Source organism: Microvirga thermotolerans, assembly GCF_009363855.1.
Lineage (GTDB): Bacteria > Pseudomonadota > Alphaproteobacteria > Rhizobiales > Beijerinckiaceae > Microvirga > Microvirga thermotolerans.
This window is the reverse complement of sequence record NZ_CP045423.1, coordinates 3784624-3800052: the sequence shown is the minus strand read 5'-3', so window position 1 is coordinate 3800052 and position 15429 is coordinate 3784624. Positions and strand designations below refer to the sequence as shown.

Genomic DNA, 15429 nt, shown 5'->3' with positions numbered 1-15429 from the left:
ATGCGCGTCATCGCTTCCGCGGAGATCGACCGGGTTCTCGCCTTTCCGGATCTGGTCGAGGCCCTCGGCGCCGCCTTTCGGGCCGACATGGTCACGCCCGTTCGGCATCATCACGAGATCGAGCGCACGGGGGGGCGCGGCACCCTGCTGCTGATGCCGTCCTGGACGGGGCCTGCCACGGCGGACGCCTTCGTCGGCGTGAAGGTGGTTTCCGTATTTCCGGAGAACGGCAGGAAGAACCTTCCCAGCGTCATGGGCTCGTATCTCCTGATGGACGGCGGGACGGGCGAGCCCGTGGCCGTGCTCGACGGCACGCGCCTCACGGTCTGGCGCACCGCGGCCGCCTCGGCGCTGGCGGCGCGGCACCTCGCCCGCGCGGATGCCGGCCGCATGGTGATGGTGGGGGCGGGCGCCCTCGCGCCCTTCCTCATCCGCGCCCATATGAGCCAGCGCCCGATCCGCGAGGTCTCCTTGTGGAATCATCGGCCCGAGAAGGCCGAGGAGGTGGCGGCGCAGCTTCGCGGCGAGGGGCTTCCCGTCAGCGCCGCGACGGATCTGGAAGCGGCGGTGCGCGAGGCCGATCTCGTCTCCTGCGCCACGCTGTCCACCGCGCCTATCGTCAGGGGCGCCTGGCTGAAGGAGGGGGCGCATCTCGATCTCGTCGGGGCCTTCAATCTCAAGATGCGCGAGGCCGACGACGAGGCGCTTCGCCGGGGCCAGGTCTATATCGACACGGAGGCTGCCAAGACCGAGGGCGGAGACGTGGCCGTCGCCATCCGGAGCGGCGCGATAGCGGAGGGCCATGTGCGCGGCACCTTGTCCGACCTCTGCCGCCGTCCGCCGCAGCGGGATGACAGGACGATCACCGTGTTCAAGTCGGTGGGGACTGCGCTGGAGGACCTGGCGGCGGCCATGTTGGTGTGGCGCCGGATCGGAACCGCGCCGCAGGTGATCGGGCAGGGTGTCGACTCGAAACCGTCGACGGTCGCCTGAGAATCCGGCGGGTTATCGGGGCGTGTTCAGGAGAAGCCGGAACCGGTTTTCGCGGGCACGGCCCTTCGCGCCATGGGCATGGCCCTTCGCGTTGCCAGCGCGGCCTTTAGGTTCCATGGGAACATGCGGCATGTAAGGCTCCCGGAGCATCGGAGGTGAGTTCGAATTGACGTCCGGTGCTCCAGGCTTTTGCTGTCGAGAGGCTTTTGCTTCCGAACCTCTTTCGCGCAAAACCGGCTCCCGCTTTTGCGCCCGATGCTCCAGGACCGGCTTGCGCTCTGCTGGAATCGCAAGCCGGTCTCGATGGATTGTCCCCTGGAAGGCCGTGGCGTCGCGCGTCGATCGAAGCAGGGGACGATACGGTGCCGGTCGCGGACGCAACGACTCAACGGCCGCCTTTTCTCTTTCTAGGGCGGATATCGATGACGATCGGCGCGGCGCGCACGACCGTGGGATCTCTGAGATCCAACACGATAGGACGCGCGCGGACCACGGGCATGGCATAGGTTTCCCGCAGATCGAAGGTGATCGGGGCGGCATAGACAATGATGGGAGCCCCTCCGGCGACCTGGCCGAGTTCCTGTTCGTTCAACTCATAAGCGGTCATGCGAACGTCCTTTGAGAATGATCCTGCCCTCTGCAGGTAGATGAATGCTATATCATGACATAAGCTTGTCAATGAGCATGGGATCGAACCCGGGATCGCCGCGCCCGAACTGGCCGATCCGGAAAGGCAAGGGCGCAAGAGATCCTTCGGGCGATGCGCCTGCCGACCTCTCGGTCCCTTGAGGGCCTGTGACGGAACGCCCGATCGGCACCGGCCGGGTCGGGCTTGTGGACGGACCCGTTTATCGCTAACCGACAAGAGATCGGCGCATCGTGCGGAATGGCGCCCGGACTTCGCCGGTGCGGCCCTTCGGGTCCGCAGGCACCCGTGCTCCAGTCCTGAACCAGGGACCATGCTCGAAGATGTTTCGGGACGGCCTCATCAAGATCTGCGGGATCTCGACGCCCGAGGCCCTCGAGGCCGCCCTCGATGCGGGCGCCGACCTCGTGGGCTTCGTCCGCTTTCCGAAGAGCCCGCGCCACGTGGAGCTCGACCGCGGCCGGGACCTCGCCCGGCAGGCGCGGGGCCGGGCGCAGCGGGTCGTGCTCCTGGTCGATCCGGACGACGCGGCGCTCGCCGAGGCCGTCGAGGCCTTCGACCCCGACATGATCCAGCTCCACGGCAGCGAATCTCCCGACCGGGTGCGGGAGATCCGCGACCGCTTCGGCCGGCCGGTCCTCAAGGCGGTCGGCATCGCCGAGGAGGCCGATCTCGCGGCGCTGGCGCGCTACGCGGAGGCGGCCGACCGCCTCCTCCTCGACGCCAAGCCGCCGCGCACCCCGGGCGCGCTGCCCGGCGGCAACGGCCTTTCCTTCGACTGGCGGCTCCTGGCCGCCCTCGACCCGTCCGTGTCCTACATGCTCTCCGGCGGGCTCACGCCCGCGAACGTGGCGGAGGCGATCCGCCTCACCGGGGCGGGGGCGGTCGACGTGTCCTCGGGGGTCGAGAGCGCCCCCGGCGTCAAGGACCGGGCCCGGATCGAGGCCTTCGTGCGCGCGGCCCGCGCCGCCTATGCCGGGGGGCGGCGATAAAACCCGCGCATTCCGGACGAAAATCCGTTATCGCTTCCGGCGAATTCCCACTCCAGCGCAAGGCAGGACAGGCGTGACAGCTCAGGCGCAACCCAATTCCTTCCGCACCGGCCCGGACGAGCGCGGCCATTTCGGCATGTTCGGCGGCCGCTTCGTGGCCGAGACCCTGATGCCGCTCATCCTCGACCTGGAGAAGGCCTACGAGGAGGCCAAGGCCGACCCGGCCTTCCATGCCGAGATGAAGGCGATGATGGCGACCTATATCGGCCGCCCGAGCCCGCTCTATTTCGCCGAGCGCATGACCGAGCATCTCCGCGAGGTCGCGGCCGCCGCCGGCCTGCCGGGCGGGGCCAAGATCTACTTCAAGCGCGAGGAGCTGAACCACACCGGCGCCCACAAGGTGAACAACGTGCTGGGGCAGATCCTCCTCGCCCGCCGCATGGGCAAGAAGCGCATCATCGCCGAAACCGGCGCGGGCCAGCACGGGGTCGCGACCGCGACCCTCTGCGCCCGCTACGGGCTGGAATGCATCGTCTACATGGGCGCCGTCGACGTGGAGCGGCAGAAGCCCAACGTGTTTCGCATGAACATGCTGGGCGCCAAGGTGGTGCCGGTGCAGTCCGGCACCCGCACCCTCAAGGACGCCATGAACGAGGCCCTGCGCGACTGGGTCACCAACGTGGCCGACACCTTCTACTGCATCGGCACGGTGGCGGGGCCGCATCCCTACCCGGCCATGGTGCGCGACTTCCAGTGCGTCATCGGCAACGAGACCCGCGAGCAGATGCTGCAGGCGGAGGGCCGCCTGCCGGATTCGCTGATCGCCTGCGTCGGCGGCGGCTCCAACGCCATCGGCCTGTTCCATCCCTTCCTCGACGACCGGGGCGTGGAGATCTACGGGGTCGAGGCGGCGGGCCACGGGCTCGACAAACTCCACGCGGCATCGCTCACGGGCGGGCGGCCGGGCGTGCTGCACGGCAACCGCACCTATCTCCTGATGGACGGGGACGGGCAGATCCAGGACGCCCACTCGATCTCGGCGGGCCTCGACTATCCGGGCATCGGGCCGGAGCATGCCTGGCTGCACGACGTGGGCCGGGTGACGTACATCTCCGCCACCGACCGGGAGGCGCTCGACGCCTTCCAGCTCTGCTCCCGGCTGGAGGGAATCCTGCCGGCGCTGGAATCGAGCCACGCCCTCGCCAAGGTCGTCGAGCTCGCGCCGAAGAAGCCGAGGGACCACCTGATGGTCGTCAACATCAGCGGCCGCGGCGACAAGGACGTTCCGCAGATCGCGGAGATTCTGGGCGTGAAGCTGTAGAGCTTCGCCTCGTCGCCGGAACGACGGGCGATGCGCGATATCCGTCATCGCGCCGTCGTTCCGGCCGCGCTGCGGCGCCCCGGAATGACACGGATGGCGCCGTGCCGTCAGCCGTCCAGCATCATCGCGACGAAGAGTTCCGGATCGAGGCAGAATTCCCGCAGCAGGCGGAAATGCCGGGTCTCCTCGAGGCGGACCGGCTCCAGGCCGTATCTCGTCAGGCCGAGGAGCCGCGCGCCCGGATAGGCCATGAGGATCGGCGAGTGGGTCGCCATGATCACCTGACAGTGGCCGGACCGATCCATCCTTTGCAGCAGCTTGAGGAATTCGACCTGGCGCGACGGCGAGAGGGCCGATTCGGGCTCGTCGAAGATGTACAGGCCCTGCCTGGCGCAGCGCTCTTCGAAGAAGCGCAGAAAGCCCTCCCCATGGGAATGCGAGAGGAAATCGGGGGGCGCCTCGCCCGCGTCGAGCGCTGCGGTGTCGAGATAGCGCGAGACCGTGAAGAAGCTCTCCGCCCTGAAGAACCAGCCCTTGGTGACCCGCGGCAGCCAGCTGGCGCGAAGGGCCTGGGCGAGCTGGCCGCCCATCGCCTCGACGGCCCGGGAATGGTCCACCGGCCGGTAGCCCTTTCCGCCGCCGGCCTCGTCGTAGCCGGCGAGCGCTGCGATCCCCTCAAGGATGGTCGACTTCCCCACGCCGTTCTCGCCGACGATGATCGTGACGGCGCGGTCGAACTCCATCGAAAAGTCCGGGTTTCCGAAGAGCGGGAGACAGAAGGGATAGACCGCACGGTCGACGATGCGCGCCTCGTCGAGCCACAGGCGCCTCAGATAAGGTGCGCGCAGCCGGGTCGGCCGGTAGGTCCTCGCCATGCGATTCGCCCTCCGAAGGGCCCCTGGAACAGTTCCGGGCCGGCTTATACCCCGGGAGGGGCGCCATGGGCAGATGCGAGATCCCTGTCCACTTCCGCACCGGACCGTGCTAAGGACCCGCCCATGACCAAGCGCATCGAAGCCCGTTTCGAGAAGTGCCGCGCGGAAGGCCGTGCCGCCCTCGTGACCTACATCATGGCGGGAGACCCGGATCCGGAGACCTCCCTTGCGATCCTGAAGAGCCTGCCGAAGGCCGGGGCCGACATCGTCGAGTTCGGCCTGCCCTTCACGGATCCCATGGCCGACGGGCCGGCGATCCAGGCGGCGGGCCTGCGCGCCCTGAAGGTCGGCCAGACCACGGCGAAGACCCTCGACCTCGTGCGCCGCTTCCGGGCCGAGGACCGGGACACGCCGGTGATCCTCATGGGCTATTTCAACCCGATCTACGTCTACGGGGTTGACCGCTTCCTCGCCGACGCAAGGGAAGCGGGCGTCGACGGGCTGATCGTGGTGGACCTTCCGCCGGAGGAGGACGAGGAGCTGTGCCTCCCGGCCCTGAAGGCGGGCCTTGCCTTCATCCGCCTCGCGACACCGACGACGGACGACCGCCGCCTGCCGGCGGTGCTCGCCAACACGGCCGGGTTCGTCTATTACGTTTCCATCACCGGCATCACCGGGGCGGCGACGCCGGATTTCGGCAAGGTCGCCGCGGCGGTGGAGCGGATCAAGCGCCACACGCCCCTGCCCGTGGTGGTGGGCTTCGGCGTGAAGAGCGGTGCCCACGCGGCGGAGGTGGCGAAGGGCGCCGACGGGGTCGTGGTCGGCTCGGCGCTCATCGACGCGCTCAAGGGCACCCTCGATGCCGAGGGGCGCGCCACCTCGCGCACGGTCGAGGCCGTCACCACATTGGTGAAGGAGCTCGGCGAGGGCGTGCGCTCCGTCGCCAAGCGCGCGGCCGCATAGGAACCACTGAACGTCAGGCCCGCAGCGGCGCGGCCACGACGAGAGGATCGAAGCGATGAACTGGATTTCCGAGGTCGTCCGCCCGAAGATCAAGACGCTCTTCAAGCGCGAGACGCCGGACAACCTGTGGATCAAGTGCCCGGATACCGGGCAGGTGGTCTTCCACAAGGACGTGGAGGCGAACCAGTGGGTGATCCCCGGTTCCAACCACCACATGCGCATCTCCGCCACCCAGCGCCTGCAGCTCATGTTCGACGGCGGCACCTGGGTCGACGTGGCCCTGCCGGAGGTGGCGGTCGATCCGCTCAAGTTCCGCGACGAGAAGCGCTACGTGGACCGCCTGAAGGACGCCCGCGCCAAGACCGGCCAGCAGGACGCCTTCAAGGTCGGCTTCGGCCGGGTCGACGAGTTGCCGATGACCATCGCCGTGCAGGATTTCGGCTTCATGGGCGGCTCCCTCGGCATGGCCGCGGGCGAGGCCTTCATCAGGGGCGCCGAGACGGCGCTGGAGAAGCGCACCCCTTACGTGCTCTTCGCGGGCTCCGGCGGCGCGCGGATGCAGGAGGGCATCCTCTCGCTCATGCAGATGCCGCGCACGACCGTGGCGGTCCGCCGCCTGCGCGACGCGCGCCTGCCCTACATCGTGGTGCTCACCAACCCGACCACCGGCGGCGTGACCGCGTCCTACGCCATGCTCGGCGACGTGCATCTGGCGGAGCCGGGGGCGCTCATCGGCTTCGCCGGCCCGCGGGTGATCGAGCAGACCATCCGCGAGAAGCTGCCCGACGGCTTCCAGCGCGCCGAGTACCTGAAGGACCACGGCATGGTCGACATGGTCGTGCACCGGCACGACCTGAAGCCGACCGTCGCCCGCCTCGCCCGCCTCTTCACCAAGGCTCCCGCCAAGGCGGCCTGAGCAAAGGGGACGGGCAGGGTGATGGATTCCTCCGATGCGCTGATCGCGCGCTTTCTCGCCCTGCACCCGAAGACCATCGACCTGTCGCTCGGGCGCATCCAGCGGCTGCTCGCCGATCTCGGCCATCCCGAGCGGCGCCTGCCGCCGGTGATCCACGTGGCGGGCACCAACGGCAAGGGCTCCACCATCGCCTTCATGCGGGCGATCCTGGAGAGCGCGGGCCTCGCGGTGCACGTCTACACCTCGCCCCATCTCGTGCGCTTCCACGAGCGCATCCGCCTCGGCCGCTTCGGCGGCGGGCGCTACGTGGAGGAGGACCGGCTCGTCGAGGCCCTGCGCCGTTGCGAGAAGGTGAATGCGGGCGCGCCGATCACCGTGTTCGAGATCACCACGGCGGCGGCGCTGCTCCTCTATGCGGAGGAGCCCGCCGACGTGCTCCTGCTGGAGGTGGGGTTGGGCGGGCGCTACGACGCCACCAACGTGATCGACGCCCCCGCCGCCGCCGTCGTCACCTCCATCGGCCACGACCATGCGGAATATCTCGGCACGACCCTGGAGGGCATCGCCCGGGAGAAGGCCGGCATCTTCAAGCGCGGCTGCCCCGCCGTCATCGCGGCGCAGGACTACGTGGCCGCCGACGAGACCCTGAGGGCCGAGGCCGAGCGGGTCGGCGCGGCGCCGATCCTCGTCGGGTCGCAGGATTTTTCCGTGCACGAGGAGCGGGGGCGGCTCGTCTACCAGGACGAGAAGGGCCTGCTCGACCTGCCCCTCCCCAGACTCGTCGGGCGTCACCAGTACATCAACGCGGGCACCGCCGTGGCGGCCCTGCGGGCGGCGGGCTTCGACCGCTTCGAGACCTCGGCCTTCGAGGCCGGCCTCGCCCGGGCGGAATGGCCGGGCCGGCTTCAGCGGCTCTCGAGGGGTCGCCTCCCGGAGATCGCGCCGCAGGGCTGCGAGATCTGGCTCGACGGGGGCCACAACCCCGACGGCGGCCGTGTCCTCGCCGCCGCCATGGCCGACCGGAGCGAGACCGCCGACGCGCCCCTGGTGCTCGTCACGGGCATGCTCGGCACCAAGGATTCGGAGGCCTTCTTCAGGAACTTCCTGGGGCTCGCCCGGGAGGTGATCGCGGTGCCGATCGCAGGCCAGATCGCCGCGCGCCCGGCCGAGGAGGTGGCGAGCATCGCCGCGGGCGTGGGGCTTACGGTCTCCACGAAGCCGAGCGTCGAGGCCGCGCTGGCCTCCCTCCACGACTATGTCTGGGACCGCCCGCCCCGCGTCCTCATCTGCGGCTCGCTCTATCTCGCGGGCGAGGTCCTGGCCGCCAACGGCACGCCGCCGGAATAGCGAAGTTCCGCTCTTCGGACCGCCGCTCCGTCATTCCGGGACGATCCGAAGGATCGGGCCCGGAATCCATGAACGCGAACTTGGCGAGCAAGGCACAACGGCTGCCGCTGCGTCCTCTTCCGCGCCGTCAGCGGCTATGGATTTCGGGCTCCGCTGCGCGGCCCCGGAATGACGGCGGGTGGTGCGCCGCGCGGGTCTCTTTGAAAGACGGAAGCGACGGCATGAAAAAGGGGCCTTCCGGCCCCTTCGGAAGCTTCGTTGCGGCAGGGTTCAGGCCGAGGCCTGGATCCAGCGGGCGAGGTCGCCCTTGGGCGCGGCGCCGATCTTCTGGGCCACGACCTTGCCGCCCTTGAACATCATCAGGGCCGGAATCGAGCGGATGCCGAACTGGGAGGAGACCTGCGGGTTCTCGTCCACGTTGAGCTTCGCGATCTTCACCTTGCCGGCCATCTCGTCGGAAATCTCCTCGAGAGCCGGGCCGATCATGCGGCAGGGGCCGCACCATTCCGCCCAGAAATCGACCACCACGGGCTCTGAGGATTGCAGAACGTCCTGCGCGAAGCTCGCGTCGGTCACCTTCACGGTCGCCATACCATCACCTTTGTCCTTGGGCGCGACTCACCTTCGAGCCGCTCGACGATTTCATCAAGGTAGGAACCGCCCGGGGCGGAATCAAGCAACGCCGCCCCGTCGGCCACAGGTCATGCGGCCACAATAGTTAGTATTTCGTTCATGTCCGCCTCCAACATCTCGTGGATGACCGGGCCGGAGGTCCAGATCAGGAAGGCCCGCACGGTCTTATCCGGATAGATCTCCTGCAGGAGCCGCCGGTAGAGGGCGAGCTGGGCCACGTAGGAGCGGGGCGGCGCCTGCCCCGGCCGCGGCGGGCGGGCCGTGGTCTTGAAGTCGGCCACCAGCACTTCCGTCTCGAGCACGGCGAGCCGGTCGATCTGGCCGGAGACCATCACCGGCCCGTCCGGGGTCTCGATGCGCCCGGCGATCGGCGCCTCGGCGCGGGATCCCGGCCCGAAGAGCGGGCTCACGGCCTCGTGGTCGATCACGCCGAGGGCATGGGTCACCACGGCCTCGCGCAGCTCCTCCGGCAGGCGGGGGGCGCGGGCCTTCACGTAGGCGCGGGCCATGGGTTCCCGGCGCTCGCGCGGCAGGCTCGGCAGGCGCTCCAGAAGGGCATGGATCAGTGTCCCGCGCAGGCGCGCCTCCGGGGCATAGGGGCCGTCGCCGGGCCGTGTCAGCCGGTCGGCGGCGCCCAGGGCGCTGGAGGGCCGGATCGGCGGCAGGGGCTCCGGCTCCGGCTGCGCGGCCTGCCGCAGCCAGTCGGGGATCTCGGCCGGGGCCGGAGCCGGGACGTCCGCCGCCGCTCCCGCGAGACCCACGGGCTCGTCCGCCCACAGGGCGAGGGGCTCCGCGAAGGGCTTTTCCGGAAGCTCCCGGCCCCGGTTGGCGTGGAGCCAGCCCCGGCGCACCATCTCGCACCAGGCCTCCTGGGGCGAGTCCTTCCGGCCCGTGAGATAGGGCGCGATCACCAGCCGGTCCTTGGCCCGGGTCATGGCCACGTAGAGCAGGCGGTTGTGCTCCTCCAGGGCCTTGGCATGGAGCGCATCCCGCGCCTCGCCCATGGCCCTGCAGTCGGAGCTCTTGCCGGGGGCCCAGACCGGGACCGTGCCGCCCGCCGCCGCGAGCCGGAGCAGGGGCGGGTCCCGGCCCAGCACGTCGCAGCCGTCGATGAGAAAGACGATGGGCGCCTCCAGGCCCTTGGCCCCGTGCACGGTCATCACCCGCACCTCGTCGTTGGTGGAATCGAGGTCGCGCTTGATGGTGTGGGCGGCGGATTCGAACCGGTTGAGGAAGACCGTGAGGGAGGGCGTCTCCGCCTGCTCCGACTGGTGGGCGAAGCAGAGGAAGGCATCGATGGCGTCGCCCGCCTCGCTGCCGAGCCGGGCCACGAGCTTCGCCCGCCCGCCCATGGGCCCGAGCAGGGTGGCGAAGAACCCGAACGGCCCGTGGACCCGCGCGAGGCCGCGCCAGGCGCCGAGGGCGTCGAGGGCGGCGAGGGCCGCCTTGTCGCCCGCCCGGGCCTGCCGCTCCAGGGCGGACAGGAGGGATTCCCCGTCCGGGCGCCGGGCGGCGATGCGGATCAGGTCGTCGTCGTCGAGCCCGACCAGGGGCGACTTGAGGGCGGTGGCGAGGGTGAGGTCGTCCTCCGGCAGCAGGGCCGCGCGCCCCGCCGCCACGAGGTCGAGCACGGCGATGTGCTCGCCGATGTTGAGCCGGTCGGCGCCGGCCACTGGCACGCCGGCCTCCTTGAGGGCGCGGATCACCGCCTCGAAGGCCGGGCCGCGCTTGCGCACGAGGACGAGCACGTCCCCGGCCCGCCAGACGCGGCCGCGCTCGTCGCCCCGGGTCGTCCAGGCGCGGACCGCCTTCGCGATCCGCTTGGCGACCATCACCGGTGGCGCGTGCTGCTCCGGGCTGTCCACGGGCAGGACCCAGGCCTCCGGCTCCTCCTCCTCGGCGGGGGTCTCGGTCGGCCAGAGCTCCACCAGGCCCGGCGCATGGGGACGGGCGGTCTCGTGCACCGTGCCCACGGCGGCGTCCTCGAAGGAGAGGCCCTTGTAATGCTCGGCGAGGGCGAAGGTGGCGTCCACCGCGGCGAGCACCGCCCGCGCGGAGCGGAACGACACCGTGAGGCGCACGTCCTCGAAGCGCAGCTGTGCGGCGGCGACCTTGCGCGCCCACGCCTGGCGGCTCGTCTCGAATTCCTGCGGGGCCGCGCCCTGGAAGCCGTAGATCGACTGCTTCGGATCGCCCACCGCGAAGAGGGTGCGGACCTGCCGGCCCCGCGCCCCGTGGCCGGCGGTGAAGTCCTCCGTGATCCTGCGCAGGATCGCCCATTGCTCGGGATTCGTGTCCTGCGCCTCGTCGATGAGCACGTGGTCGATGCCCCGGTCGAGCTTGTAGAGGATCCAGCCCGCGTCGTGCCGCGACAGCAGCGCCAGGGTCTTGTCGATGAGGTCCTGGAAGTCGAGCGCCCCGTAGCGGCCCTTCGCGCGCTCCACCCGCGCGCCGATCTCGGCGGCGAGGGTGAACAGCGCCGTGGTGCGCTCCAGCGCGCGCGCCGCCTTGCGCCTGTCGTCGAGCCGCCAGAGGCGCTCCTGCTCGTCGAGCATCCGTTGAAGGAGCGCGGCGTCCACGTCCTTCGTGAGGAAGGCGGAGCCCCTGGTCTTCGTCCCGTCCTTGTTGAGGAAGACCGAGAGGTAGTGCAGCAGCCGCTCCTCGCGGGTTTCCGCAAGCGCCGCGCGGGACAGAAGCTCGCCGCGCTTCCGGTCGGTCTTCTTGCCCCGCATGAGCTCCTGCGCGATGGCGGGCCATTCCGTCGGCGGCAGCCCGTCCTCTAGCATCGCCCGCTCGACGGCGGCGAGGTCCTCGCCGGGCGCGAGGCCGAGGGCGGCCCGCACCTGGGCGAGGCCGGCTTCGAGGCCTCCCGGCGCGTGGAGAAAGTCCTTGCAGCGCAGCGCCGCGTTGAGGGCCTCCGCGAGGGTCTCCCCCGCCGCTTCCGTGCTGACCAGGGCGAGCGCCTCGTTCAGCTCGGGACAGGCCCCGCTCGCCGCGTCGGCCAGGACGTTCGCGGTCTCCTGCGCCAGCATCTCCTCGCTCTGGCTCTCGTCGAGCACCGCGAAGCGGGCGGGCACGTTCGCCTCGAACGGCACCAGGTGGAGCAGGCGCTCGCAGAAGGCGTGGATGGTGTCGATCTTGAGCCCGCCCGGCGTCTCCACCGCCCGCGCGAAGAGGGTGCGGGCGAGGCGCACCTGCTCGCGGCTCGGGCGCGAGCCTTCGAGCTCGGTGAGCTCCGCGATCAGGCTCTCGTCGTCCATGGTCACCCAGCGGCCGAGGCGCTCGAACACGCGGATCGCCATGTTGGCGGCGGCGGCCTTGGTGAAGGTGAGGCAGAGGATGCGCCCGGGCGGCGAACCTGCGAGCAGGAGCCGCACGACCCGGTCGGTGAGCACCTTCGTCTTGCCCGCGCCCGCATTGGCCGACACCCAGGCGGAGGCGCGCGGATCCGCGGCGCGGCGCTGTGCTTCCCTTGTGTGTTCCGGAACGACGAGGTCGAGGCTCATTCGAAGCCCTCCCCGCCGCCGTTGCTCGCGAGCGACCATTCCTTCACCCGGGCGAGATGGTCGTACTCGGAAAAGCGCCGCGCGTATTTCGGGAAGGGGCGCGAGACATAAGGGGCCTCGCCCGCCGCGTAGCGCGCGATCATGCCCTCGAAGCGGCGGGCGTGCTCCGCGACGATCTCCGCGACGGTGCGCGTCTCGTCGCGTCCCGGCCCGATCTCGCGCACCTTGATCGGCTCGCGGCCGCCGGTGGTCTGGACATAGACGAGATCCGGCGTCTCCTTCGCGGCCGGAACGTCCTTGAACGCGCCCTTCATCAGCATCATCGCCTCCAGGGTGAGCTGCGGCGAGAAGCCCGCGTAGACCTCGCGGATGCCCGGCGGCTGCCCGGTCTTGAAGTCGACGATCGCAAAGCCGCCGTCGCGGCGCCGCTCGATCCGGTCGGCGCGGGCGCGCAGGGTGAAGACGCTGCCGTCCGCGAGCGGGATCGACAGCGCGCCCGGTTGCTCGGGATAGACTTCGGCGATGTCCGCGCGCCGGTTCCGCTCCCATTCCACGAAGGCGGCGGCGAGGCGCGTGAAGCGCGGCCACCATTCCGCGTAGAGTTCGGGAAAGGCCTCCTCGATCCCGGCGAAGGCCCTGGCGCCGCGATCGAGAAGGTCCTCGAGGGCGAGGGCGGGCAGCGCGCGCGGATAGGCGGCGGCGAAGGTGCCCAGCACCTCGTGGATGATCGTGCCGCGGTCGGCGGCGCCGGGCGCGACCGCGACCGCGTCGAGGGCGTCGAGCTTCAGGATGTGCCGCGCGAAGATGGAATAGGGATCGCGCAGCAGAGTCTCGATCTCCGTGACGCTCAAGGAGCGCGGGAACAGCGCGGGATCGGGCATCGGCCTAGGCCGCATAAGCGGCGCGGCCGGGCCCGCCGCGTCGAGGCTGCGCGCCAGCAGGCGGTAGCGCTCGCCCGCGCGCACCATGCGCTCCCATGCATTCCGGCCTGCGAAGGCCTTAATGCGCTGCAGGAAGCGCGAGGGCACCATGGGCGCGCCGTCGCGTTTCTGCGCACGGGTGACGATGACGTCGTGCGTGCCAAGCGCCTGCACGAAGTCGTGCGCGGTCTGGCCGATGCGCCGCTCCGGAGGCGCCAGGCCGATGCGCGCCCGCATGGGACGGTTGAGGAACGAGTCGGTCACCGTGCGCGGCGGCCACGTGCCTTCGTCGAGCCCGCCCAGGACCACGCGGTCGACGGAGAGGAGTCGCGCTTCCAGAAGGCCGAAGATCTTGAGGCGGCGATGGGTGGAGCGCGGAGAGGGGCTCAGGGTCTGCTGCCGCGCGAGCGCCGTGAAGAAAGCCGGGTAGTCCGCGAACCGCCCCTGGAGGGGCTGGTCCTCCTCCTTGCGGATCTCGGAATATTGCAGGTCGTCGAACAGGGCTTCGAGCGCCTCCATGGAAGGGTCGCGCTCGGCGCGCTCCGCCTCCTCGGGCGGGAGGTCGGCAAGGGCCATGACAGTGCGGCGATGGTCCTCCGTGAGCCCGATGAGGTCGAGGATGCCCTCGCCGCGCCGGGCGGGGAGGAAATCGCCGAAGGCGATCTGGAGCCGCTGCAGGAGCGCGTCGGCCAGATCCCACTCCTCCGCCGTCAGCCTCCGGCGCGGGCGCGGCGCGCGCCGGTCCGTCCCCGCGCGGTTCTCGGCGAGCGCGCGGCGCATGCCCTCGAAGCCGGGAGCGGGCGCGGGGCCGCGCAGCACGCCGATCTCGAGGACGGAAGCCGCGCGCTCCACCGTCTCGCGCGGCCAGCCGAGGCGCACCGTCGGGTGGGCGAGGAGCGCGAGGACGCGCAGGGGCTTCAGGTCGTCGGCCGCGGCGTCCGCCGCGAGCCGCGCGAGGCGTCCCGCCGCCGTCTCGGACAGGGGAACGCCGGCGGAATCCTCCACCATGAGTCCCCAGCGGGCGAGCTCCGCCGCGACGCGGGTCGCGAGCGCCCGGTCGGGGGTCACGAGGGCGGCGGTGCGGGCAGGCTCCGCCAGCGTCTCGCGCAGGGCGACCGCGATGGCGAAGGCCTCCTCGCGCTCGTCCGCCGCCTCGACCACCGCGAGGCCTTCGCAGCCCGCCGCGGCGAGCGCGAGGCGCTCCTCTTGCGGCATGAGGGACCAGCGGTCGGTGGTGCTTGCGGGCCGCAACGCCTCGGAGAGCATGCGGCTTCGCGCGCGCGCGGATTCCGGCGGCTCCCCGAGCACGGCGACGGCGCTGCGCGGAACGCGCAGGTGCCTGTCCACGAGGCGCCGCAAGGTCGCCTGCGGATGGCTGTGCACCGGATCGTTCTCGCTGTCCGCGACGTCGCCGATGCAGGCCCAGCTCTCCTCGTCGAGATCCGTGTCGAGCCCGGGCAGGACGACCGCGCCCTTCGGCAGGCGCGCGATGGCGGCGATGAGGTTGGCGGTGGCGGGAACGGAGCCGGTCGAGCCGGCGACGATCATGGGGTGCGACGGCCGCTCCCGCAGAAGCCGCCGCGCCTCCGCTTCGATCAGGGCGTTGCGCCGCGCGGCCGGGTCGCTCGCCTGCCGCTCGGCGAGGATCTTCGGCCAGTTCTCGCTGACGATCTGCACGAAGTTGCGGGTGATGCGGAAATACTCGGAATAATCCGCGTCCACCGCCCGTTCGAGGGCGTGCCAGTCGATGCCTTCCGTGGTGAAGGCGTCCATCAGGCTCTCCAGATCGCCCGCGAGGCTCACCGCGTCGGCCGGCGAGCCCGGCACGAGGAAGGGCATGTCCGGCCCGAGCTGCAGGAGCGCCCGGTCCACCTCCGCCGACCAGCGCTGGATGAGCCGCGCGAGGATGAGCCTGCGCTCCAGGGGCGGGATCGGCGGCTTCAGCGCCGCGGCCTCCTCGAAGGGCGTTCCTTCGAGCCCCGTCAGCTCGAACTCGGCCTCGTCCGCCTCGCCGAGCGGCACGATGCGCGGCAGAAGCTGCGCGCGCCCGCCGCCGCGTTCCGCGAGGAGCGCCACGAGCGCCCGCGCGGCCCGCCGGGTCGGGAGGTAGAGCGTGACGTCCGCGAGCGCGGCGGGATCCGCGGCGAGGGGGCCGACGAGACGCCCGCCGAGCAGCGCGTCCACGAGGGTCGGGAGGAAGGGGCAGCCCGCGGGAATGGAGAAGATGCGCGTCGCCGGGTCGCCGGCCCGTCCGGAGAAGGGATCGCTATCCTGCGCTGGCGCGGATCCTTCCGTCCGGATCGTGCTCGACATCGTT

At 70.9% G+C, this 15429-nt stretch carries 11 protein-coding genes; 6 read left to right on the top strand and 5 right to left on the bottom strand.

The genetic code is table 11. The features are described from left to right. On the top strand, positions 1 to 993 hold the full coding sequence (gene lhpI, locus GDR74_RS17935; RefSeq protein WP_152587573.1) for a bifunctional Delta(1)-pyrroline-2-carboxylate/Delta(1)-piperideine-2-carboxylate reductase: 993 nt from the start codon (positions 1 to 3) through the stop codon (positions 991 to 993). A 385-nt stretch (positions 994 to 1378) separates the two neighbouring features. Here the strand turns inward: lhpI and GDR74_RS17930 are convergent, their stop codons facing one another. After that, on the bottom strand, positions 1379 to 1600 hold the full coding sequence (locus GDR74_RS17930; protein ID WP_152587572.1) for a hypothetical protein: 222 nt from the start codon (positions 1598 to 1600) through the stop codon (positions 1379 to 1381). A 362-nt stretch (positions 1601 to 1962) separates the two neighbouring features. On the opposite strand from GDR74_RS17930, the gene GDR74_RS17925 reads away from it, so the two are divergent. After that, positions 1963 to 2631 (top strand): phosphoribosylanthranilate isomerase, encoded by a 669-nt coding sequence (locus GDR74_RS17925; protein WP_152587571.1) that lies wholly within the window; start codon positions 1963 to 1965, stop codon positions 2629 to 2631. Between the two features lie 136 nt (positions 2632 to 2767). Beyond that, a complete protein-coding gene (gene trpB / locus GDR74_RS17920; RefSeq protein ID WP_152587851.1) occupies positions 2768 to 3952 on the top strand; it encodes a tryptophan synthase subunit beta in 1185 nt (394 codons plus the stop codon). Between the two features lie 107 nt (positions 3953 to 4059). Here trpB and GDR74_RS17915 read toward each other — a convergent pair whose 3' ends face one another. Then, positions 4060 to 4827, bottom strand: coding sequence for an AAA family ATPase (locus GDR74_RS17915; RefSeq protein ID WP_152587570.1), 768 nt, complete (start codon positions 4825 to 4827; stop codon positions 4060 to 4062). A 123-nt stretch (positions 4828 to 4950) separates the two neighbouring features. Between GDR74_RS17915 and trpA the strand changes: the two genes are divergently transcribed. From trpA to GDR74_RS17900, 3 genes are read left to right on the top strand one after another with little or no spacing between them, the layout of a single operon-like run. Then, a complete protein-coding gene (trpA, locus tag GDR74_RS17910; protein WP_152587569.1) occupies positions 4951 to 5790 on the top strand; it encodes a tryptophan synthase subunit alpha in 840 nt (279 codons plus the stop codon). A gap of 55 nt (positions 5791 to 5845) precedes the next feature. Further along, positions 5846 to 6706: an acetyl-CoA carboxylase, carboxyltransferase subunit beta gene (gene accD, locus GDR74_RS17905; RefSeq protein WP_152587568.1), complete on the top strand. Its 861-nt coding sequence runs from the start codon at positions 5846 to 5848 to the stop codon at positions 6704 to 6706. A 21-nt stretch (positions 6707 to 6727) separates the two neighbouring features. After that, positions 6728 to 8053: a bifunctional folylpolyglutamate synthase/dihydrofolate synthase gene (locus GDR74_RS17900; RefSeq protein WP_152587567.1), complete on the top strand. Its 1326-nt coding sequence runs from the start codon at positions 6728 to 6730 to the stop codon at positions 8051 to 8053. 270 nt (positions 8054 to 8323) lie between these two features. On the opposite strand, the gene trxA is transcribed toward GDR74_RS17900, so the two are convergent. The 3 genes from trxA to addB form a co-directional block, all read right to left on the bottom strand. Next, complete coding sequence (trxA, locus tag GDR74_RS17895) at positions 8324 to 8644, bottom strand: thioredoxin (RefSeq protein ID WP_152587566.1); 321 nt, start codon at positions 8642 to 8644, stop codon at positions 8324 to 8326. Positions 8645 to 8754: 110 nt separating this feature from the next. Further along, complete coding sequence (gene addA / locus GDR74_RS17890) at positions 8755 to 12192, bottom strand: double-strand break repair helicase AddA (RefSeq protein ID WP_152587565.1); 3438 nt, start codon at positions 12190 to 12192, stop codon at positions 8755 to 8757. Beyond that, the gene (addB, locus tag GDR74_RS17885) at positions 12189 to 15425 is read right to left on the bottom strand and encodes a double-strand break repair protein AddB (protein WP_152587564.1); all 3237 of its coding nucleotides are present in this window, start codon (positions 15423 to 15425) and stop codon (positions 12189 to 12191) included. The genes addA and addB overlap by 4 nt, the downstream gene beginning before the upstream one ends. Between the last annotated feature and the right edge of the window lie 4 nt (positions 15426 to 15429).